Raw genomic sequence first — 14720 nt, forward strand, 5'->3', positions numbered from 1 at the left:
GAATACCGCCCGCCTGGCCGGGTGCCGGGCGAGGGGCCCGTACGGGTGGGAAGGGTGCCCGTCCCCCCGGGCTCCAGACGAGAACCCGGCTCCCTCCGCCATTGACATGCCTGGAGAGCGGGCATGATCATCCGCACTCTTCTCCGCGCGCAGCGAAAGGCATTCGAACGTGGCCAAGCAGCACCTGCTCCTGGTCGATGGTGACCCGAAGAGTCTCCGTGTCATGGAGGTCAGCCTGAAGAAGGCCGGCTTCTCCGTGACCACGGCTATCCACGGCAAGGACGCGCTCGAGAAGGTGCAGATCAGCCCGCCGGACCTCGTGCTCGCCGACACGAAGATGCCGGAGATGGACGGCTTCGAGCTGTGCAAGACGCTCAAGTCGGACGAGCGCTTCAAGCACATCCCCTACGTCTTCCTCACCAACCAGAAGGCGGTCGAGGCGAAGGTGAAGGGGCTGGAGCTCGGGGGCGACGACTACCTGACCAAGCCCATCTACATCAAAGAGATCGTCACCCGCGTGACGATGATCCTCCAGAAGGCGGACAAGGAGAAGATCGAGCGGCGGGAGACGACCAAGGGCGGGTTCGCGGGCAACCTGGCCGACATGGGCGTGGTGGACCTGGTCCAGACGTTCGAGATCGGCCGCAAGACGGGCAACATCTCCATCAAGGGCGAGCGCGTCGCCACCATCTACTTCAAGGAAGGCCGCGTCATCGACGCGGAGATGGGGCGGCTCAAGGGCGAGAACGCCTTCTACCGTCTGCTCAACGCCACCGAGGGCGAGTTCGAGGTCCAGTTCACCGCGCTGGACCGGCCCGAGCGCATCGAGGTCTCCACCCAGGGCCTGCTGATGGAGGGCATGCGCCGCCTGGACGAGTGGGGCCGCATGCTCGAGCAGCTGCCTCCGCTGGAGACGGTGTTCGAGATCGACTACCACCAGCTGGCGGACCGGCTCTCGGAGATTCCGGACGAGGTGAACGGGCTGCTGCGCCTCTTCGATGGCAAGCGGAGCCTGAGCCGGGTGGTGGAGGACTCGGACTTCGATGACCTGGCGGCGCTGGGCATCATCAGCAAGCTGTACTTCGAGGGCCTCATCCGCGAGCTGGGCAGCGTCTCGCAGGCGCCGGTGCAGAGTGGCAAGCCCGGCATCGAGGAGTGGCTGCACAACGCGCCAGCGCCGAGCGCCCCGGCCGAGCCCGCGCCGGAGCCCGTGGCCCCCGTGGTGACGCCCGAGCCGGTGGCGGAGCCCGCGCCCGTGGCCGCGGCCGAGCCGGAGGAGTCGGAGCCCGAGCTGCCGCTGGTGGATGCCGTGACCGAGCCGGAGCCGGTGGCTCCCTCGCTGGCCGCTTCCGAGTCCGAGTCCGGTGAGGATCGGCCGCGGCAGCTCGCCAACGTCGTCGTCTTCGAGTCCAGGAAGCGAGCGTCGAACGTCCCCGAGACGGACATCATCGCGCCGCCGCGCTCGGCCGAGGGCTCGTCGTTCCTCGTGGAGCCGGCGCCGGCCCACCGCGCCAAGGAGCTGGAGCGGCGCAGCCTGCTGCTCGACTGGAGCCGGGTGGACGTGGATGGCCTCGGCTCGGCGGGAGGTTGGGGTCCGGGTTGGTCTCCGGCGCCTCGTGCCTCGACGTCCGCCAGCGCACCGGCCTCCTCGCCTTCCGCGTCCCCCGCGTCCCCGTCCGCTCCCGCGGCCCCGGTGGATGCGTCGGCGTCCTCGCGAGGCCCCATCTTCGGCGGGGCCGCCGTGGGCCCCAATCCTTTTCCGCCAGTGCCTCCTCCGGAGCCCGCGACTCCGGCCGAGGAGGTGACGCTGGTGTCGGCCGCGAAGCCCATCATTCCCGTTCCGCCCGCGCCCGCGCCCACGCCCGCTCCGGTCGAGAAGCCCGCGGAGGCTCCGGCCGAGAAGCCCCAGCAGCTCGCGCTGCCGCCGTACCCGGGTCATGGCGCGCCCGCGCCCACGCCCGCACCCGTCGCGCCCTCCGAGCCCGTTGTCTCCAAGCCCGTGGAGCAGCCCCGGCCCGTCGAGACGCCCAAGCCGGAGCCCAAGCCCGCGCCGCAGGCCAGCAAGCCCGTGGCGGATGATCCCAAGCCGCGTCCGGTGTCGCCCCGGCCCACCCCGCCGTCCAAGACGCCCTCGGCCGGCGTGCAGAACGCGCAGCAGCAGCCGAAGCCGAACCGGATGGGCATCATCATCGGAGGCATCGTGGCCATCGCCGCGGTGGCCGCGGTGGTGGTGTTCTCGCAGTCGGGTGATTCGGACAAGCCCACGCCTCCGCCCGCGCCGAAGCCCGCGCCCACCGAGCAGGTGAAGGCGCCGGAGCCCGAGAACAAGGCCCCCGAGGCGAAGGCTCCGGAGACGAAGCCGCCCGAGACGAAGCCGCCCGAGACGCCGGCCACCGCGGCCCAGACGGCCGTGGCCGATGCGGGGACGCCTCCCAATGCCACTGGGACGCCGGCCGTGGCGGCGAACGGCACTCCGGCCGCCGAGGATGATGGCAAGGACGACGAGCCGGAGCAGCCCGCGGCGCAGCAGCTGAGCCCCGAGGCCCAGTACGCCAACCTGACGCGCCAGGCGAAGAAGCTCATGTCGGCCGGGCGCTACAAGTCGGCGTCCTTCTCGTACCGCAAGGCGCTCAACCTCAAGCCGGACTCGGCCGAGGCCAAGGCGGGCCTGGGCATCTCCCTGGTGCGCAGCGACTCGAGCTACCGCGAGGCCGTCAAGCTGCTGGAGGACGCGCTGAAGGACCAGCCCAACAACGCCCACGCCTGGCTGTGCCTGGGCATGGGCCGGCAGATGGTCCAGCAGGACAAGAAGGCAATCGACGCCTACAAGCGCTATCTCTCGTTGGAGCCCAACGGCCAATACGCCAACGACGTGCGCGCCGCGCTCAAGTCGCTCGGACAGTAGGCGTGGCGGCGGGCTCCTGGTAGAGAGGACGCCCTTTGCTCGTACTCGGAATCGAAACCTCCTGTGATGAGACCGCCGCCGCCCTCGTGGAGGACGGCCGGCGCGTGCTCTCCGATGTCGTCTCCACCCAGGTGGACATCCACCGGCGCTGGGGTGGGGTGGTGCCGGAGCTGGCCAGCCGCAACCACGTGGTTCAGGTCATGCCCGTGCTGCACGAGGCCCTCACCCGCGCCAACAAGACGCTCGATGACGTGGACCTCATCGCCGTCACCTCCGGGCCCGGCCTCATCGGCGCGCTCCTGGTGGGCGTGCAGGTGGCCAAGTCTCTGAGCCTCGCCACCGGCAAGCCCTTCGTCGGAGCCAACCACCTCGAGGGGCACCTGCTCGCCATCCGCCTGCTGGAGGACGCGCCGGAGCCTCCGTTCCTCGGGCTCGTCGTCTCCGGTGGCCACACCAGCCTCTACGAGGTGCAGGACTACGGCCGCTACCGGCTGGTGGGCAGCACCCGCGACGACGCCGCGGGCGAGGCCTACGACAAGACGGCCCGCATCCTCGGCCTGCCGTACCCGGGCGGGCTGCCCATCGATCAGCTCGCGCAGAAGGGGAACCCGGAGGCCATCCGTTTCCCCCGCGCGCTGCCCGGGGCGGAGAACTTCGATTGGTCCTTCTCGGGCCTGAAGACGGCGGTGGCGCAGCACGTGCGCAAGCACGGCGTCCCCGAGGGCCAGGCGCTGGCGGACCTGTGCGCCTCCTTCCAGGAGGCCGTGGCTGACGCGCTGTCGAAGAAGTTCGTCGCCGCGGCGCGCCGGCTGGGCCTGAAGAACCTGGTGGTGTGCGGGGGCGTGGCGGCCAACTCGCGGTTGCGCTCGCTGAGCCTGGAGCGCGCGAAGGATCGCCACCTGAATCTGTACCTGCCGCCGGTGCGGCTGTGCACGGACAACGGCGCGATGATCGCCGTGGCCGGTTACGAGGCCTGGCGCCGGGGACTTCGCGGGGACTTCAATCTGTCCGCGGACCCGGCCTGGCGCATGTGAAGGTGAAGGGAGCCGAGAGTGGATACGCCACGTGACATCCTCCAGCGCCACGGCCTGAGGGCCAAGCACAGCTGGGGGCAGAACTTCCTGGGGGACCCGGACATCCTCGAGGCCATCGCCGACTCGCTGGAGCTGCGCGAGGGCGAGCCGGTGGTGGAGCTGGGTCCGGGCCTGGGGCACCTCACGCGTTTCCTCGCCGCCACGGGCGCGCGAGTGACCGCGGTGGAGAAGGACCGGGACATGATCGCCGTCCTGGAGAAGGAGGCCATTCCCGGGGTGCGCGTGGTGGATGGCAACGCGGCCACGGTGGACTTCGCCGAGGTGGCGGGGGTGCCCGAGATGAAGGTCGCGGGCAACCTTCCGTACCACCTGACGAGCTCCATCCTCTTCCAGGTGCTGGAGCAGCGCGAGCACGTGACGCGCGCCGTCTTCACCCTGCAGAAGGAGGTGGTGGACCGGCTCGCGGCGGAGCCGGGTGGGCGCGACTACGGCCTGCTCACCGCCATCCTGGGCCTGTACTTCACCTCGGAGAACCTCTTCGACATCGACGCCCACCGCTTCCATCCGCCGCCGAAGGTGGACTCGGCGGTGCTGCGGCTGATCCGCCGTCCCGCGCCGCTGGCGCCGGTGGTGGACGGGGCGCGCTTCATCCGCCTGGTGAAGGCGGGGTTCGCCCAGCGCCGCAAGACGCTCATCAACTCGCTCAAGTCGGACAAGTCGCTGGGCACGGGCGAGCAGCTCCATCAGGCGCTGCAGACGGCGGGCATCGACCCGATGCGGCGCGCGGAGACGCTCTCGTCCGAGGAGTTCGCCGCCATCGAGCGGGCGCTCGGCCCCGTGACGAGGTAGCGGCAATTTGGCGTCCGGCCCGCTCTGGTGTTAACGCTAGAGCGGCTCGGAGAAGATTGATGACACCCCTGCCCATGGAGGAGCTGGAGCCGGTGCTCAACCGCTTCGGCGTGGTGTACGCGGTGTTCGCCCGCCCGGACGGAGTGGTGTTGCTGCGTTGGGGCGACCCGAGCTCGATTCCTCTCCTGGACGAGAAGACCTTCGTGGGGGCGACGCAGGACATGGCCCGCGTCTACCGCTCGTTGGATCGCATGTTGCTGCCGCAGATGGACGTGCAGGGGGAGTTCCTCGGCATCCGCTCGAAGGTGGCCGACAAGGTGGTGTACGCGCTCTTCTTCGGGACGCGGCGCTTCGAGGCGGCCACGCCCGTGGAGCGGTTGCGCACCGAGTACGCCTTCTGCAAGTCGCTCGGGAGCGCGGTGGACGCGGCGCTCCAGCGATGGGTGGCCGCGCGTTAGGGGCTCAGGTCCCGCCGCCGCCGCCGAGCAGCTTGGCCAGTCCGCCCTGTTGCGACAGCCACTCGCGGAACTCGTCCTCGGACAGCCGCATGCGGGCCAGCACGCCGCGGAGGATTTCCTCCGGGGTCCCGTCCTTCCGGCGCTTGAGCTCCAGGGCCGTCTTGAGGAGGGCCACGCCGTAGAGTGGATCCGGTTCCACGGCCCGGGTCGGAGACGTCTCGGTGGACGTGGCCCGGCGTGGCTCCAGCTCGATGACCGTCTTCGCCCGCTGCCGTCGATTCATCTCCCTCGGTCCCCGCGCGTTGGCGTTTTCCGCACCGCGCGTGCGTCCCTGGTAGTGGACGCTCATCGGGCCGTCAAGCGTGGCGAGGTGGTGGGGAGCGCGATCATTGCCCGGTCGTCACTCCCGTGCTCTATTCCGCGCCCCGTTCCGGCCGGATCACCCACGCCGGGGCGCGTCTCGTGCAGTCGGAGGTCTCGAAGCGGATGGACAACCGCTACATCGTGGTCGAGGGGCCCATCGGCGTCGGTAAGACGAGTCTCTCCAACTTCGTCGCGGAGCGTTTCGGCGCCCGGCGGGTCTTCGAGAAATACGAGGAGAATCCCTTCCTCGCCCACTTCTATGAGGATCGGCAGAAGTACGCCTTCCAGACGCAGATCTTCTTCCTGCTCTCGCGCTTCCAGCAGCAGCAGGAGCTCTTCCAGCCGGACCTGTTCAACTCGGTGACGGTGAGCGACTACCTGTTCGCCAAGGACCGCATCTTCGCGTGCCTGACGCTGGGCTCGCACGAGCTGTCGCTCTACGAGCGGGTCTTCGAGGCCCTCACCCCCCGGGTGACTCGGCCGGACCTGGTCATCTACCTGCAGGCCCGCCTGGACGTGCTGCTCCACCGCATCAAGAAGCGGGGCCGCGAGTTCGAGCGCCAGTTCGACGCCGGCTACCTGGCGGAGCTGGTCCACGCCTACAACGACTTCTTCTCGCGCTACACGGAGACGCCGCTGCTGGTGGTGGACACCTCGGAAATCGACTTCGTCCACAACCCGGACGATCTCAAAGGGCTGATGGGCGCCATCGACGGGGCGCGTCAGGGTACCCACCACTACCACCCCCACAGCGGCAAGCGTCTCTAGAGAGGGGCTCGGCTGCCTGCCTGCCCTCAAGAGAAGCCCCCGCGGCGCTCTCGAGGGCGTTAGAGTGTCACCGGTGGCCGCTTCCGGCGATCCCCTCGGGGACGGCGAGAGGCGTCCATGCATGCACGGCAGGACGTTGAACCCCTATCCCCAAGAGGAGGTGAACCGTGAAGGACAAGGTCACCATCCACACGCTGAAGCGCCAGAAGCAGAGCGGCCAGAAGATCTGCATGGTCACGGCCTACGACGCCACCTTCGCCCGCGTTTTCGATGAAGCCGGAGCGGACGTGCTGCTCGTGGGAGATTCCCTGGGCATGGTCGTGCAGGGTCACGACTCCACGCTCCCCGTCACGATGGATCAGATGGTGTACCACTCGGCCGCAGTCGTCCGGGGGACGAAGCGGGCGCTCGTGGTGGGTGATCTTCCCTTCATGAGCTACCAGGCCTCGGTGGAGGAGGCGGTGCGCAATGCCGGCCGCATGGTGTCGGAGGGCAGGGTGGGCGCGGTGAAGCTCGAGGGCGGTGCCGAGTTCGCCGACGTCATCTCCGCCATCACCCGTGCGAGCATCCCCGTCATGGGCCACCTGGGCCTCACGCCGCAGTCGGTGCACAAGATGGGCGGCTACGTGGTGCAGGGCCGCGACGAGGACGCCGCGCGCAAGATTCTCGAGGACGCCATCGCGCTGGAGCGCGCGGGCTGTTTCTCGCTGGTGCTCGAGGGCGTGCCGCTGGAGCTGGCGCGTCAGGTGACGCAGCGGCTCTCCATTCCCACCATCGGCATTGGCGCGGGTAAATACTGCGACGGCCAGGTGCTGGTCTGCTACGACCTGTTGGGGATGAACCCGGACTTCAAGCCCAAGTTCGTGAAGCGCTTCGCCAACCTCCACGGCTCCATGATGGAGGCCGCGGGCGCCTATTTCTCCGAGGTCCGCGCGGGCACCTTCCCGGACGAGGAGCACTCCTTCAAGTCCAAGCCCATCCGCCTCGTGGCCTCCACGCCGGAGCCCACGGACGCGTCCGCCGAGCCGGAGAAGATGGGCCCCGTCTACGGAGCACCGGTCTAGCCCATGGCCCCGCTCGTCCTTCGTACCGTTGCCGAGACCGCCGCGTGGGCGGAGTCCATCCGCCGCTCGGGCCGCCGCCTGGCGTTGGTGCCCACCATGGGCTTCCTGCATGAGGGGCACGTCTCGTTGATGCGCGAGGGACGCCAGCGCGCGGACGTCGTCGCGGCCTCCATCTTCGTCAACCCCACCCAGTTCGGTCCCAAGGAAGACCTGTCGCGTTATCCGAGGGACCTGGAGGGGGACCTGGCCAAGTGCACCAGCGCTGGAGTGGAGGCCGTCTTCGCCCCCGTTCCGGCGGAGGTGTACCCGCCGGGTTACCAGACGTATGTGGATGTGGAGCAGGTGAGCCAGGGCCTGTGTGGTGCGCGCAGGCCCGGCCACTTCCGGGGCGTGGCCACGGTGGTGACGAAGCTGCTGTGCCTCTTCAAGCCCCAGCTCGCCCTCTTCGGCGAGAAGGACTACCAGCAGCTCCAGGTCATCCGCGCCCTCGAGCGCGACCTGAACCTTGGAGTTGAAATCATCGGCATGCCCACCGTGCGCGAGCCGGACGGGCTGGCGATGAGCTCCCGCAATGCCTACCTGTCCCCCGAGGAGCGTCAGCGGGCGCTCTCCTTGTCGCGGGGGCTGGCGGCGGCCCAGGCGCTGTGCCGGAGCGGGGCGCGCGACACCTCGGCTTTGGTCGCCGCGGTGCGTCGCGAATTGGAGGCGGCGAGCCTTCGAGAGGATTATGTCGAGTTGGTGGACGCTACCTCGCTGACCCCGCTGCCGGCCGTGAGTCCGGGCCAGACGGCGCGGCTGTTGGTAGCGGCCTTCGTTGGTTCCACACGGCTGATCGACAACCAGCCCATCGGAGGCTAGAGGACGCGAGCGTATGGCGGCTAAGGGCAAGGGCGGGACGGGCGAGTCCGGCATCAAAATCATCGCCGAGAATCGCAAGGCGCGCGCCGCCTACACCGTGGACGAGAAGGTCGAGGCCGGCCTGTCGCTCTCGGGCAGCGAGGTGAAGGCACTGAGGGCGGGGACGGCCAACCTCTCGGACGCCTACGCCCTGCCCAAGGGCAGCGAGCTCTTCCTGCTCAACGCTCACATCGGCGTCTACAACCCCTCCAGTTTTTTCAGCCACGAGCCCCTTCGCGGCCGCAAGTTGTTGATGCACCGCGAGGAAATCGACCGGTGGATTACGAAGGTTCGGGAGCGAGGCTATTCCATCATCCCGCTCCTGCTGTATTTCAAGGACGGCCGGGCGAAGGTGGAGCTGGGGCTGTGCCGGGGCAAGACGCACGAGGATCGACGGCAGGACATCAAGGAACGGGAGACCAAGCGGGAGATGGACCGGGCGATGCGCCGTCGCTGAAACGCCCCCCTCGTCCGCTAGCGCACGTCGATGGACAAGAAAGGTCCTGAGAAGAAGGCGCGGCTGTTGGCCGCACTCGAGAAGGGCATGGTGATGATCCACCTGGACGCGCGCCGTCCGGGGGTGCTCGTGCCGCCATCGCTGCGCAATGAGTCGCACCTGCGCCTCAACCTGTCCTACCGGTTCGATCCACCGGACCTGACGGTGGGCGAGTGGGGCGTGCGCTGCACGCTGAGTTTCTCGGGGAGCCGCTTCAAGGTGGCGGTGCCGTGGTCGGCGCTGTTCGCGATCACCAGTCACCTGACGAAGGAGTTCTGGATGTACCCGGACGACATGCCGGCCGAGCTCCTCCAGCAGACGATGGTGACGACGAAGGTGCCGGAGAGCGTGACGGAGCAGCCGGCCCCGGCGGTGGAGCAGCGTCCCCGGGCGGTGCTGCGCGAGGTGGGACGGCCGGAGGACGAGTCGCCCGAGCCCGTGGCGGCGGTTCCGGTTCCGGCTCCGGCGCCCACGCCGGCTCCGCTCCCCGTGCCGGCACCGGCCCCGGTTCCGAGCCCCGTCGAGGCCGAGGGGCCCCGGGACGAGCCGCCGCCCGGACCGCGCCGGGGTCATCTGCGCCTGGTGAAGTGAGGGCGGGCCTTCCCGCGCCTCAGCGCTCGAGCTTGAGGTCGACCGTCACGGGCTCGCCGCCCTTGAAGGTGCCCTTGCGGGGCCTGTAGCCCTTGAGGGTCACCTGGAAGGGGACCTTCTGGCCGGTGACGTAGGTGTTGTCGAGGACGAGGGGCGTGGTGCCGATGACCTCGCCGTTCACGGCGACGGTGGCGCCCTCGGGGAGGCTCTGGAAGACGAGCAGCGGCAGGGTCTGCTTGGGAGTCACCGAGTAGAAGAACCGGGTGAACAAGGACCGGAGGTAGGGGTAGCCCACCACGGCGGCGCCGCCCAGCAGCAGGAGCGTGGCCAGGATGGCCAGGGGGCGTCCCCACTGCATGCGGGCCTTGGGCTCCTCGTACGCCGTCTCCTGCTTCGGGGCGCGCTCCTCCAGCTCCAGCTCGTCTTCCCTCATGTCCAGCACCGAGCGCCGTGAGGTGGGCTGGGTGGCGGGGACCGAGGAGATCTCCTCGGCGAGGGAGGAGAGTCCCGGGGCGAGCGCGCGGGCGCAGCGGTCGCACGGGGCATGGGCCGAGGCGAGGGGCGCGTTGCAGTGGGCGCAGCGGAACTCCCCGCCCTTGGGCGCGCCGTTGGACACGCGCGCGAGAGCGGAGCCGGGCGCGGCGGGAGCTTCGGCGGCGGGCAGGACGAGCCGGCCGCTCATGCTGAGCGCGGGCCCGCCGGGGACCTGCTCGTTCTCATGCTGCAGCTCGAAGGAGGGGGGATTCGCGGCCCGGGTGGACAGCGAGGGCCGGCGGACGGTGGGCTCGACGGCGCCCGGCTGGGAGCCGCTGGCCTCCGAGGACTCCGAGGCCTGTGCGCGCTCGACGAGGGTGAGGGGAGGGGTGAGGCTGGCGATGAACGTGGCGAGGGACTGGGAGGTGGCGGGCTCCCCGGCCTGGGCCAGGTAGCGGGCGAGGGCCTCGGCCATGTCCTCGGGCCGGGGGAAGCGGGCCTCGGGCGTCTTGGCCATGGCGCGAGCCAGCACCGCGGCGAGCGGCGCGGGCACGCCCGTGAGGGGCGCGGGCTCCTGCTGGGTGATGGCGAGCGCGAAGGCCATGGGGTCTCCGGCGCCATCTCCGAAGGGGTGGCGTCCGGCGAGCAGCTCGTAGAGGACGATGCCGAGCCCGAACAGATCGCTCGAGGCGTTGGCCGGCTCGCCGCGCAGCGTCTCGGGGGCGGCGTAGGGGAGCTTGCCCTTGAAGGTACCGGGCAGGGTGCCCGTGGACACGCCCTCGAGGCGGGCGATGCCGAAGTCCGTCACCTTCACCTCGCCCTCGCGCGAGATGAGGATGTTGGAGGGCGAGATGTCCCGGTGGGCGGTGAGGACGGGGCGGCCGTTGTTCAGGCGGCGGTAGGCGTGGATGAGTCCCGCGAGTGCCTGGGAGCCGATGAAGGCCACCAGGTGGGGAGGGAATCGCTGGCCGCGGCGGTGGGCGTGGCGCAGCAGCACGCCCACGTCCCAGCCGTCCACCAGCTCCATCACCATGAAGAGCCCCTCGGGGCTGGTGCCCACGTCGTAGACGCTGGCGATGTTCTGGTGCTGGAGGTGGGTGGCGAGCCGGGCCTCGGCGAGGAACATCTGCGCGATGGTGGGCTCGCTGGCCAGGTGCGGCAGGACGCGCTTGATGGCCACGGACTTCTCGAAGCCTTGCGCGCCGCGCGCCACGCCGAGGAACAGCTCCGCCATGCCCCCCATGGCCAGTGGGCGCAGCAGCCGGTAGCGGGACTCGTTCATGTGTTTCTCCACGCGCTCAGCCTCACGGCTGGGTGATCTCGCGCAGCAGCTTCCAGGGGTAGATGCCGGTGCCGTGGCCGTCGCTGAAGACGAAGGTGAGGGCGTAGTTGCCCACCGGCTGCAGCTGGGTGATGCGCACGTCCGCGGGCACCCGGGCCGGGTCCAGCGTGCGCTTGTTGGTCCACTCGTCCACGCACCCGGCGCACGGGCACTGCTGGCGCAGCAGCTGGGCGGTGGCGCCCGTCTTCACGCCGTCCTCCCAGACGAGGCTCAACCGGGTGTTGTCCGGAGACAGCGTCACCTCCGTGGCGGACACGGGGCGCTCGGTGGGCTTGATTCGATCCCAGAAACTCAAGGGGTTCCCCTTTCAGGGCGAGAACATCGTCGCGCCCTGCTTACCATCCGGCGCACCGGATGGGGGAGGGGAACCCCGTGGGGATGGGAGCTCCGGTGAAGGCGCTCACGAGGCGAGCTTCACGGGGAGCCGGTGGCCCTCCACGCGCACGCCCCGCTTCTCCAGCACCCGGCGCAGCGCGGTGACCACGGCGGGGTCCAGTTGCTTGCCGCTGAGGTTATCGAGGATCTCCATGGCCTTCTCCAGGGGCATGGCCTTCTGGTAGGGGCGGGTGGAGGTGCAGGCGTCGAAGGTGTCCGCGCACGCGACGATGCGGGCCAGCAGGGGGATGTCCTCGCCCGCGAGCTTGTCCGGGTAGCCGGTGCCATCCCAGCGCTCGTGGTGGCTGCGCACGCAGGAGCGCATGGCCTGCAGGAAGCTGATGGGCTTGATGATGGTGTCGCCGATGGCCGGGTGCTCGCGCATGATGGCCATCTCCTCGTCCGTCAGCCGCGACTGCTTGCAGAGGATGGACTCGACGATGCCGATCTTCCCGATGTCGTGGAGGATGCCGCCGAACTGGAGCTGCTTGAGCTCGCGCTCGGAGAGGGCCATCTCGCGGCCGATCTCCACCGCCACGTCGCCCACGCGCTGGCTGTGGCCGCGGGTGTAGGAGTCCTTGGAGTCGATGGAGTTGGCCAGGGCGACGATGGTTTCCAGGTAGCCCTGCTCGAGGCTCTCGTAGAGGCCGCGGTTCTCGTGGTCGTACGCGAGCAGCTGCTTGCTCATGTAGTTGAACGTCCGGGCCAGCTCGCCGAGCTCGTTCTTCTGGGGGACGTTGACCTCGAGGCCGAACTTGCCCTGGGCGAGCTGGAGGGCGCCCTGGGTGAAGCCCTTGAGGGGGCGGGTGACGCTGCGCGAGAAGAAGGCGGCGAGCGCGAGGGCCACCACGGTGGCGGCGAGCACGGTGAGCAGCAGGCGCCGCTCCATGGTCTCCACCTGCTTGTAGGCGAGCGCCACGGGCTGCTCGGAGACGATGGCCCAGTGGGGGTCCGCCAGGGTGGCGTAGGCGGCGACGACGGCCTCGTCGCCCTCGGCGAAGTTGCCCACGTGGAGGATGTCGGTGTCCGGGGAGCGCGCCACGCCCTTGAGCAGGTGCGACACCACGGGCCGGTGGGAGACGTCCTGGCCGGCCACCAGTCCACCGCCGCCGGCGAGCACATGGCCCTTGGCGTCGGCGAGGTAGACGAAGCCGGTGCTGCCCACGCGCTCCTGGGCGAGCATGGTCTGCAGCTCCACCAGCGTCACGTCCGCGGCGATGTAGCCCTTGACGGGCTCGCCCACGGGGAAGGCGAACGTCACCACGGCCTCGCCGGTGGGGCGCCACACCACGTCCGCGTAGTGCAGGCCGGCGAGCCCCTCCAGCAGGGCCACGGCGCGCGACTCGTGCTCGGCGAGCGCGGTGGGAGGCACGTCACTGACGGCGAAGGCCTGCAGCCCGGGGATGCGCCTGCCATCGGGCCCGAAGAGGGTGATGGCCTGCACCTCCCGGCTCTGGTTGAGCACGGCGCGCAGGTACGTCTGCTGCTGCTCCAGGGACAGGGCGAAGAAGTTGGGCACGCGTGCCATGCCCATGACGGCGCGCGTGGGCTCGGCGAGGAAGCCCTCCACCTTGAGCTTCAGTTGCTTGACGCGCTCCTGGGTGAGCTCTTGCGCGTCGCGCACCAGCAGCTCACGCGTGTCGGACACGGACAGCAGGCCCACCATCACGGTGGGCACCAGACTGGCCACCAGCATCAACAAGAGGATGGTCTTGAAGAGCCGCATGGGGACGCTCCTCCCGCGCTACTTCCACTTCGAGGGCTGCACCTGGAGATTGATGGGCTTGGCTGGCGCTTCCGCCACCTCGAAGCCCTGCTCGGCCGAGGCCTCGGAGCGGGCCTCGCGGGCCACCGCGCGCACGCTCCAGCGGTAGATGCCCGCGGCCAGAGACACCCGGAGCTGGTTGGCACTGGCCTGAAGCGTGCGCTTCTCGCCACGCGAGGGGACGAGCTCCACCTCGTAGCCCTCCGCGCCCTCCACGGCCTTCCAGGCGAGGGTGACGGGGCTCGGGCCGCCCTTGGCGGGCTGCACGGTCAGTTTCAGCCGGTTGGCGGGGGAGGTGGGCTGGGGCACGCCCAGCGGAGTCCGGGGAGGAGGCGGCGGCTGGCCCTTCTCCACGCTGACGCTCTCGCCGGGATGGACGGGACGGGTGACCCCCTCGGCCTCCACGCGCACCGGCTGGCCGGACCTGGACTTCACGGTGGTGATGCCCTTGTCGGTCACGTTCACGGTGAAGGCGGTGGGCTGCGGCGCCGGCCCCGCCACCAGCTTCCATGCGCCATCGGCGGCCTGGGCGGCCTCGTCGTAGCGCGCGCCCTGGAAGTAGGCCTCGGCCTCCTTCAGCTTGGCCGCGGCTTCCTCGCGCCGGGCCGCTTGCGTGTCCGCCGCGGCCAACGCGTTGCGCGCCGTCGTCAGCACGCGCTGGGCGATCTCCCGGTTCGGCCCGGGCAGCTTCAGCTTCGTGCCCGGAGCGACGGCGTTGTCCTTCAAACCATTGAGCGCCTTGAGCTCGCTGGCACCACCGCGGTCTCCCATCGTGCGCTGGGCCACCTCGGCGAGCGACTCTCCATCGCGCACCACCGCCTCGGTGGGTGCCAGCATCAACAGGGCGAGCAGGAGGGAACCCTTCATTGGAACACGATCTCCCTTCCGGCCCGGACGGTGGCCGCTGGCGTGGTGACGGACAGCGACTGGCGTGCGGGATCTTCCATCTCGGCGTCCACCCGTCCGCGGAGAACGGTCAGGTCCGTGCGCTCCTGCCCGGGCCTCGGCCGCGTCTCCGCGATGCCGATCAGCGCGTCATCACCCAGGTTCACGATGCTTCCATTGGCGAAGACGATCTGCGCTCCGGCGCCAGCCACGGTGCGTACCTTGTCGTTCTCGAAGAGGGGCATGCCCTCCTGGGCGGAGATCCAGTCGTCTCCCGCCGCGCGTTTGACCTTCACATCTCCTTGAAGGCCCTTGAGCTGGGCACGGCGCACCGGAGGCGGCGCGGCCGGTGCCTGCACCGGGACCACGGGCTTCTCATCGGCGGGACAACCCACCGAGAAGGCCCCGAGGAGGACGAACACCATAGAGGACCAGCGACTTTTCACGAGAGAGG

Annotated in this window: 15 protein-coding genes; 9 read left to right on the forward strand and 6 right to left on the reverse strand. The window is 69.8% G+C overall.

Going from position 1 to position 14720, the window contains the following annotated elements:
- The first annotated feature begins 169 nt into the window (after window positions 1-169).
- Genes BO221_RS09085 through BO221_RS09100 form a run of 4 tightly spaced genes read left to right on the forward strand, consistent with a single transcriptional unit; the run spans window position 170 to window position 5246 of the window.
- Window positions 170-2905 carry a response regulator gene (locus BO221_RS09085; RefSeq protein WP_073559985.1) on the forward strand — a complete coding sequence of 912 codons (2736 nt, stop codon included), beginning with the start codon at window positions 170-172 and terminating at the stop codon, window positions 2903-2905.
- Window positions 2906-2940: 35 nt separating this feature from the next.
- On the forward strand, window positions 2941-3939 hold the full coding sequence (gene tsaD / locus BO221_RS09090; RefSeq protein ID WP_073559986.1) for a tRNA (adenosine(37)-N6)-threonylcarbamoyltransferase complex transferase subunit TsaD: 999 nt from the start codon (window positions 2941-2943) through the stop codon (window positions 3937-3939).
- A gap of 18 nt (window positions 3940-3957) precedes the next feature.
- Entirely contained in the window at window positions 3958-4788 is an 831-nt protein-coding gene (gene rsmA, locus BO221_RS09095) for a 16S rRNA (adenine(1518)-N(6)/adenine(1519)-N(6))-dimethyltransferase RsmA (protein WP_073559987.1), read from the forward strand.
- Between the two features lie 59 nt (window positions 4789-4847).
- Window positions 4848-5246, forward strand: a complete 399-nt coding sequence (locus BO221_RS09100) for a hypothetical protein (protein WP_073559988.1) — start codon at window positions 4848-4850, stop codon at window positions 5244-5246.
- 4 nt (window positions 5247-5250) lie between these two features.
- Here BO221_RS09100 and BO221_RS09105 read toward each other — a convergent pair whose 3' ends face one another.
- Window positions 5251-5529: a hypothetical protein gene (locus BO221_RS09105; protein ID WP_073560284.1), complete on the reverse strand. Its 279-nt coding sequence runs from the start codon at window positions 5527-5529 to the stop codon at window positions 5251-5253.
- Window positions 5530-5732: 203 nt separating this feature from the next.
- Here BO221_RS09105 and BO221_RS09110 point away from each other — a divergent pair, with 203 nt between their 5' ends.
- The 5 genes from BO221_RS09110 to BO221_RS09130 all read left to right on the forward strand — a co-directional run bounded on the left by BO221_RS09110 (window position 5733) and on the right by BO221_RS09130 (window position 9425).
- Window positions 5733-6377: a deoxynucleoside kinase gene (locus tag BO221_RS09110; RefSeq protein ID WP_073560285.1), complete on the forward strand. Its 645-nt coding sequence runs from the start codon at window positions 5733-5735 to the stop codon at window positions 6375-6377.
- A 167-nt stretch (window positions 6378-6544) separates the two neighbouring features.
- Entirely contained in the window at window positions 6545-7441 is an 897-nt protein-coding gene (gene panB / locus BO221_RS09115; protein ID WP_073559989.1) for a 3-methyl-2-oxobutanoate hydroxymethyltransferase, read from the forward strand.
- Between the two features lie 3 nt (window positions 7442-7444).
- Complete coding sequence (gene panC, locus BO221_RS09120) at window positions 7445-8299, forward strand: pantoate--beta-alanine ligase (RefSeq protein WP_073559990.1); 855 nt, start codon at window positions 7445-7447, stop codon at window positions 8297-8299.
- A gap of 13 nt (window positions 8300-8312) precedes the next feature.
- Window positions 8313-8795 carry an SsrA-binding protein SmpB gene (smpB, locus tag BO221_RS09125; protein WP_073559991.1) on the forward strand — a complete coding sequence of 161 codons (483 nt, stop codon included), beginning with the start codon at window positions 8313-8315 and terminating at the stop codon, window positions 8793-8795.
- Between the two features lie 30 nt (window positions 8796-8825).
- On the forward strand, window positions 8826-9425 hold the full coding sequence (locus BO221_RS09130; protein ID WP_073559992.1) for a ClpXP protease specificity-enhancing factor SspB: 600 nt from the start codon (window positions 8826-8828) through the stop codon (window positions 9423-9425).
- A gap of 19 nt (window positions 9426-9444) precedes the next feature.
- On the opposite strand, the gene BO221_RS09135 is transcribed toward BO221_RS09130, so the two are convergent.
- The 5 genes from BO221_RS09135 to BO221_RS09155 all read right to left on the reverse strand — a co-directional run bounded on the left by BO221_RS09135 (window position 9445) and on the right by BO221_RS09155 (window position 14691).
- Window positions 9445-11181: a serine/threonine-protein kinase gene (locus BO221_RS09135; RefSeq protein ID WP_073559993.1), complete on the reverse strand. Its 1737-nt coding sequence runs from the start codon at window positions 11179-11181 to the stop codon at window positions 9445-9447.
- Window positions 11182-11203: 22 nt separating this feature from the next.
- The gene (locus BO221_RS09140) at window positions 11204-11536 is read right to left on the reverse strand and encodes a DUF971 domain-containing protein (protein WP_073559994.1); all 333 of its coding nucleotides are present in this window, start codon (window positions 11534-11536) and stop codon (window positions 11204-11206) included.
- Window positions 11537-11641: 105 nt separating this feature from the next.
- The gene (locus tag BO221_RS09145) at window positions 11642-13342 is read right to left on the reverse strand and encodes an HD domain-containing phosphohydrolase (protein WP_073559995.1); all 1701 of its coding nucleotides are present in this window, start codon (window positions 13340-13342) and stop codon (window positions 11642-11644) included.
- Between the two features lie 18 nt (window positions 13343-13360).
- Window positions 13361-14248 (reverse strand): LysM peptidoglycan-binding domain-containing protein, encoded by an 888-nt coding sequence (locus BO221_RS09150; RefSeq protein ID WP_073559996.1) that lies wholly within the window; start codon window positions 14246-14248, stop codon window positions 13361-13363.
- Window positions 14245-14691, reverse strand: coding sequence for a FecR domain-containing protein (locus BO221_RS09155; protein ID WP_073559997.1), 447 nt, complete (start codon window positions 14689-14691; stop codon window positions 14245-14247). Before BO221_RS09155 ends, BO221_RS09150 begins: the two co-directional genes overlap by 4 nt.
- Window positions 14692-14720: the final 29 nt, after the last annotated feature.

It is taken from the genome of Archangium sp. Cb G35, assembly GCF_001896145.1.
GTDB lineage: Bacteria > Myxococcota > Myxococcia > Myxococcales > Myxococcaceae > Archangium > Archangium violaceum.

Excerpts from the sequence above, each read along its gene's own strand:
- BO221_RS09100 (WP_073559988.1), top strand. The coding sequence starts at position 4,848 with ATGACACCCCTGCCCATGGAGGAGCTGGAGCCGGTGCTCAACCGCTTC.
- BO221_RS09105 (WP_073560284.1), bottom strand. The coding sequence starts at position 5,529 with ATGAATCGACGGCAGCGGGCGAAGACGGTCATCGAGCTGGAGCCACGC.
- BO221_RS09110 (WP_073560285.1), top strand. The coding sequence starts at position 5,733 with ATGGACAACCGCTACATCGTGGTCGAGGGGCCCATCGGCGTCGGTAAG.
- panC (WP_073559990.1), top strand. The coding sequence starts at position 7,445 with ATGGCCCCGCTCGTCCTTCGTACCGTTGCCGAGACCGCCGCGTGGGCG.
- smpB (WP_073559991.1), top strand. The coding sequence starts at position 8,313 with ATGGCGGCTAAGGGCAAGGGCGGGACGGGCGAGTCCGGCATCAAAATC.
- BO221_RS09130 (WP_073559992.1), top strand. The coding sequence starts at position 8,826 with ATGGACAAGAAAGGTCCTGAGAAGAAGGCGCGGCTGTTGGCCGCACTC.
- BO221_RS09135 (WP_073559993.1), bottom strand. The coding sequence starts at position 11,181 with ATGAACGAGTCCCGCTACCGGCTGCTGCGCCCACTGGCCATGGGGGGC.
- BO221_RS09145 (WP_073559995.1), bottom strand. The coding sequence starts at position 13,342 with ATGCGGCTCTTCAAGACCATCCTCTTGTTGATGCTGGTGGCCAGTCTG.
- BO221_RS09150 (WP_073559996.1), bottom strand. The coding sequence starts at position 14,248 with ATGAAGGGTTCCCTCCTGCTCGCCCTGTTGATGCTGGCACCCACCGAG.
- BO221_RS09155 (WP_073559997.1), bottom strand. The coding sequence starts at position 14,691 with ATGGTGTTCGTCCTCCTCGGGGCCTTCTCGGTGGGTTGTCCCGCCGAT.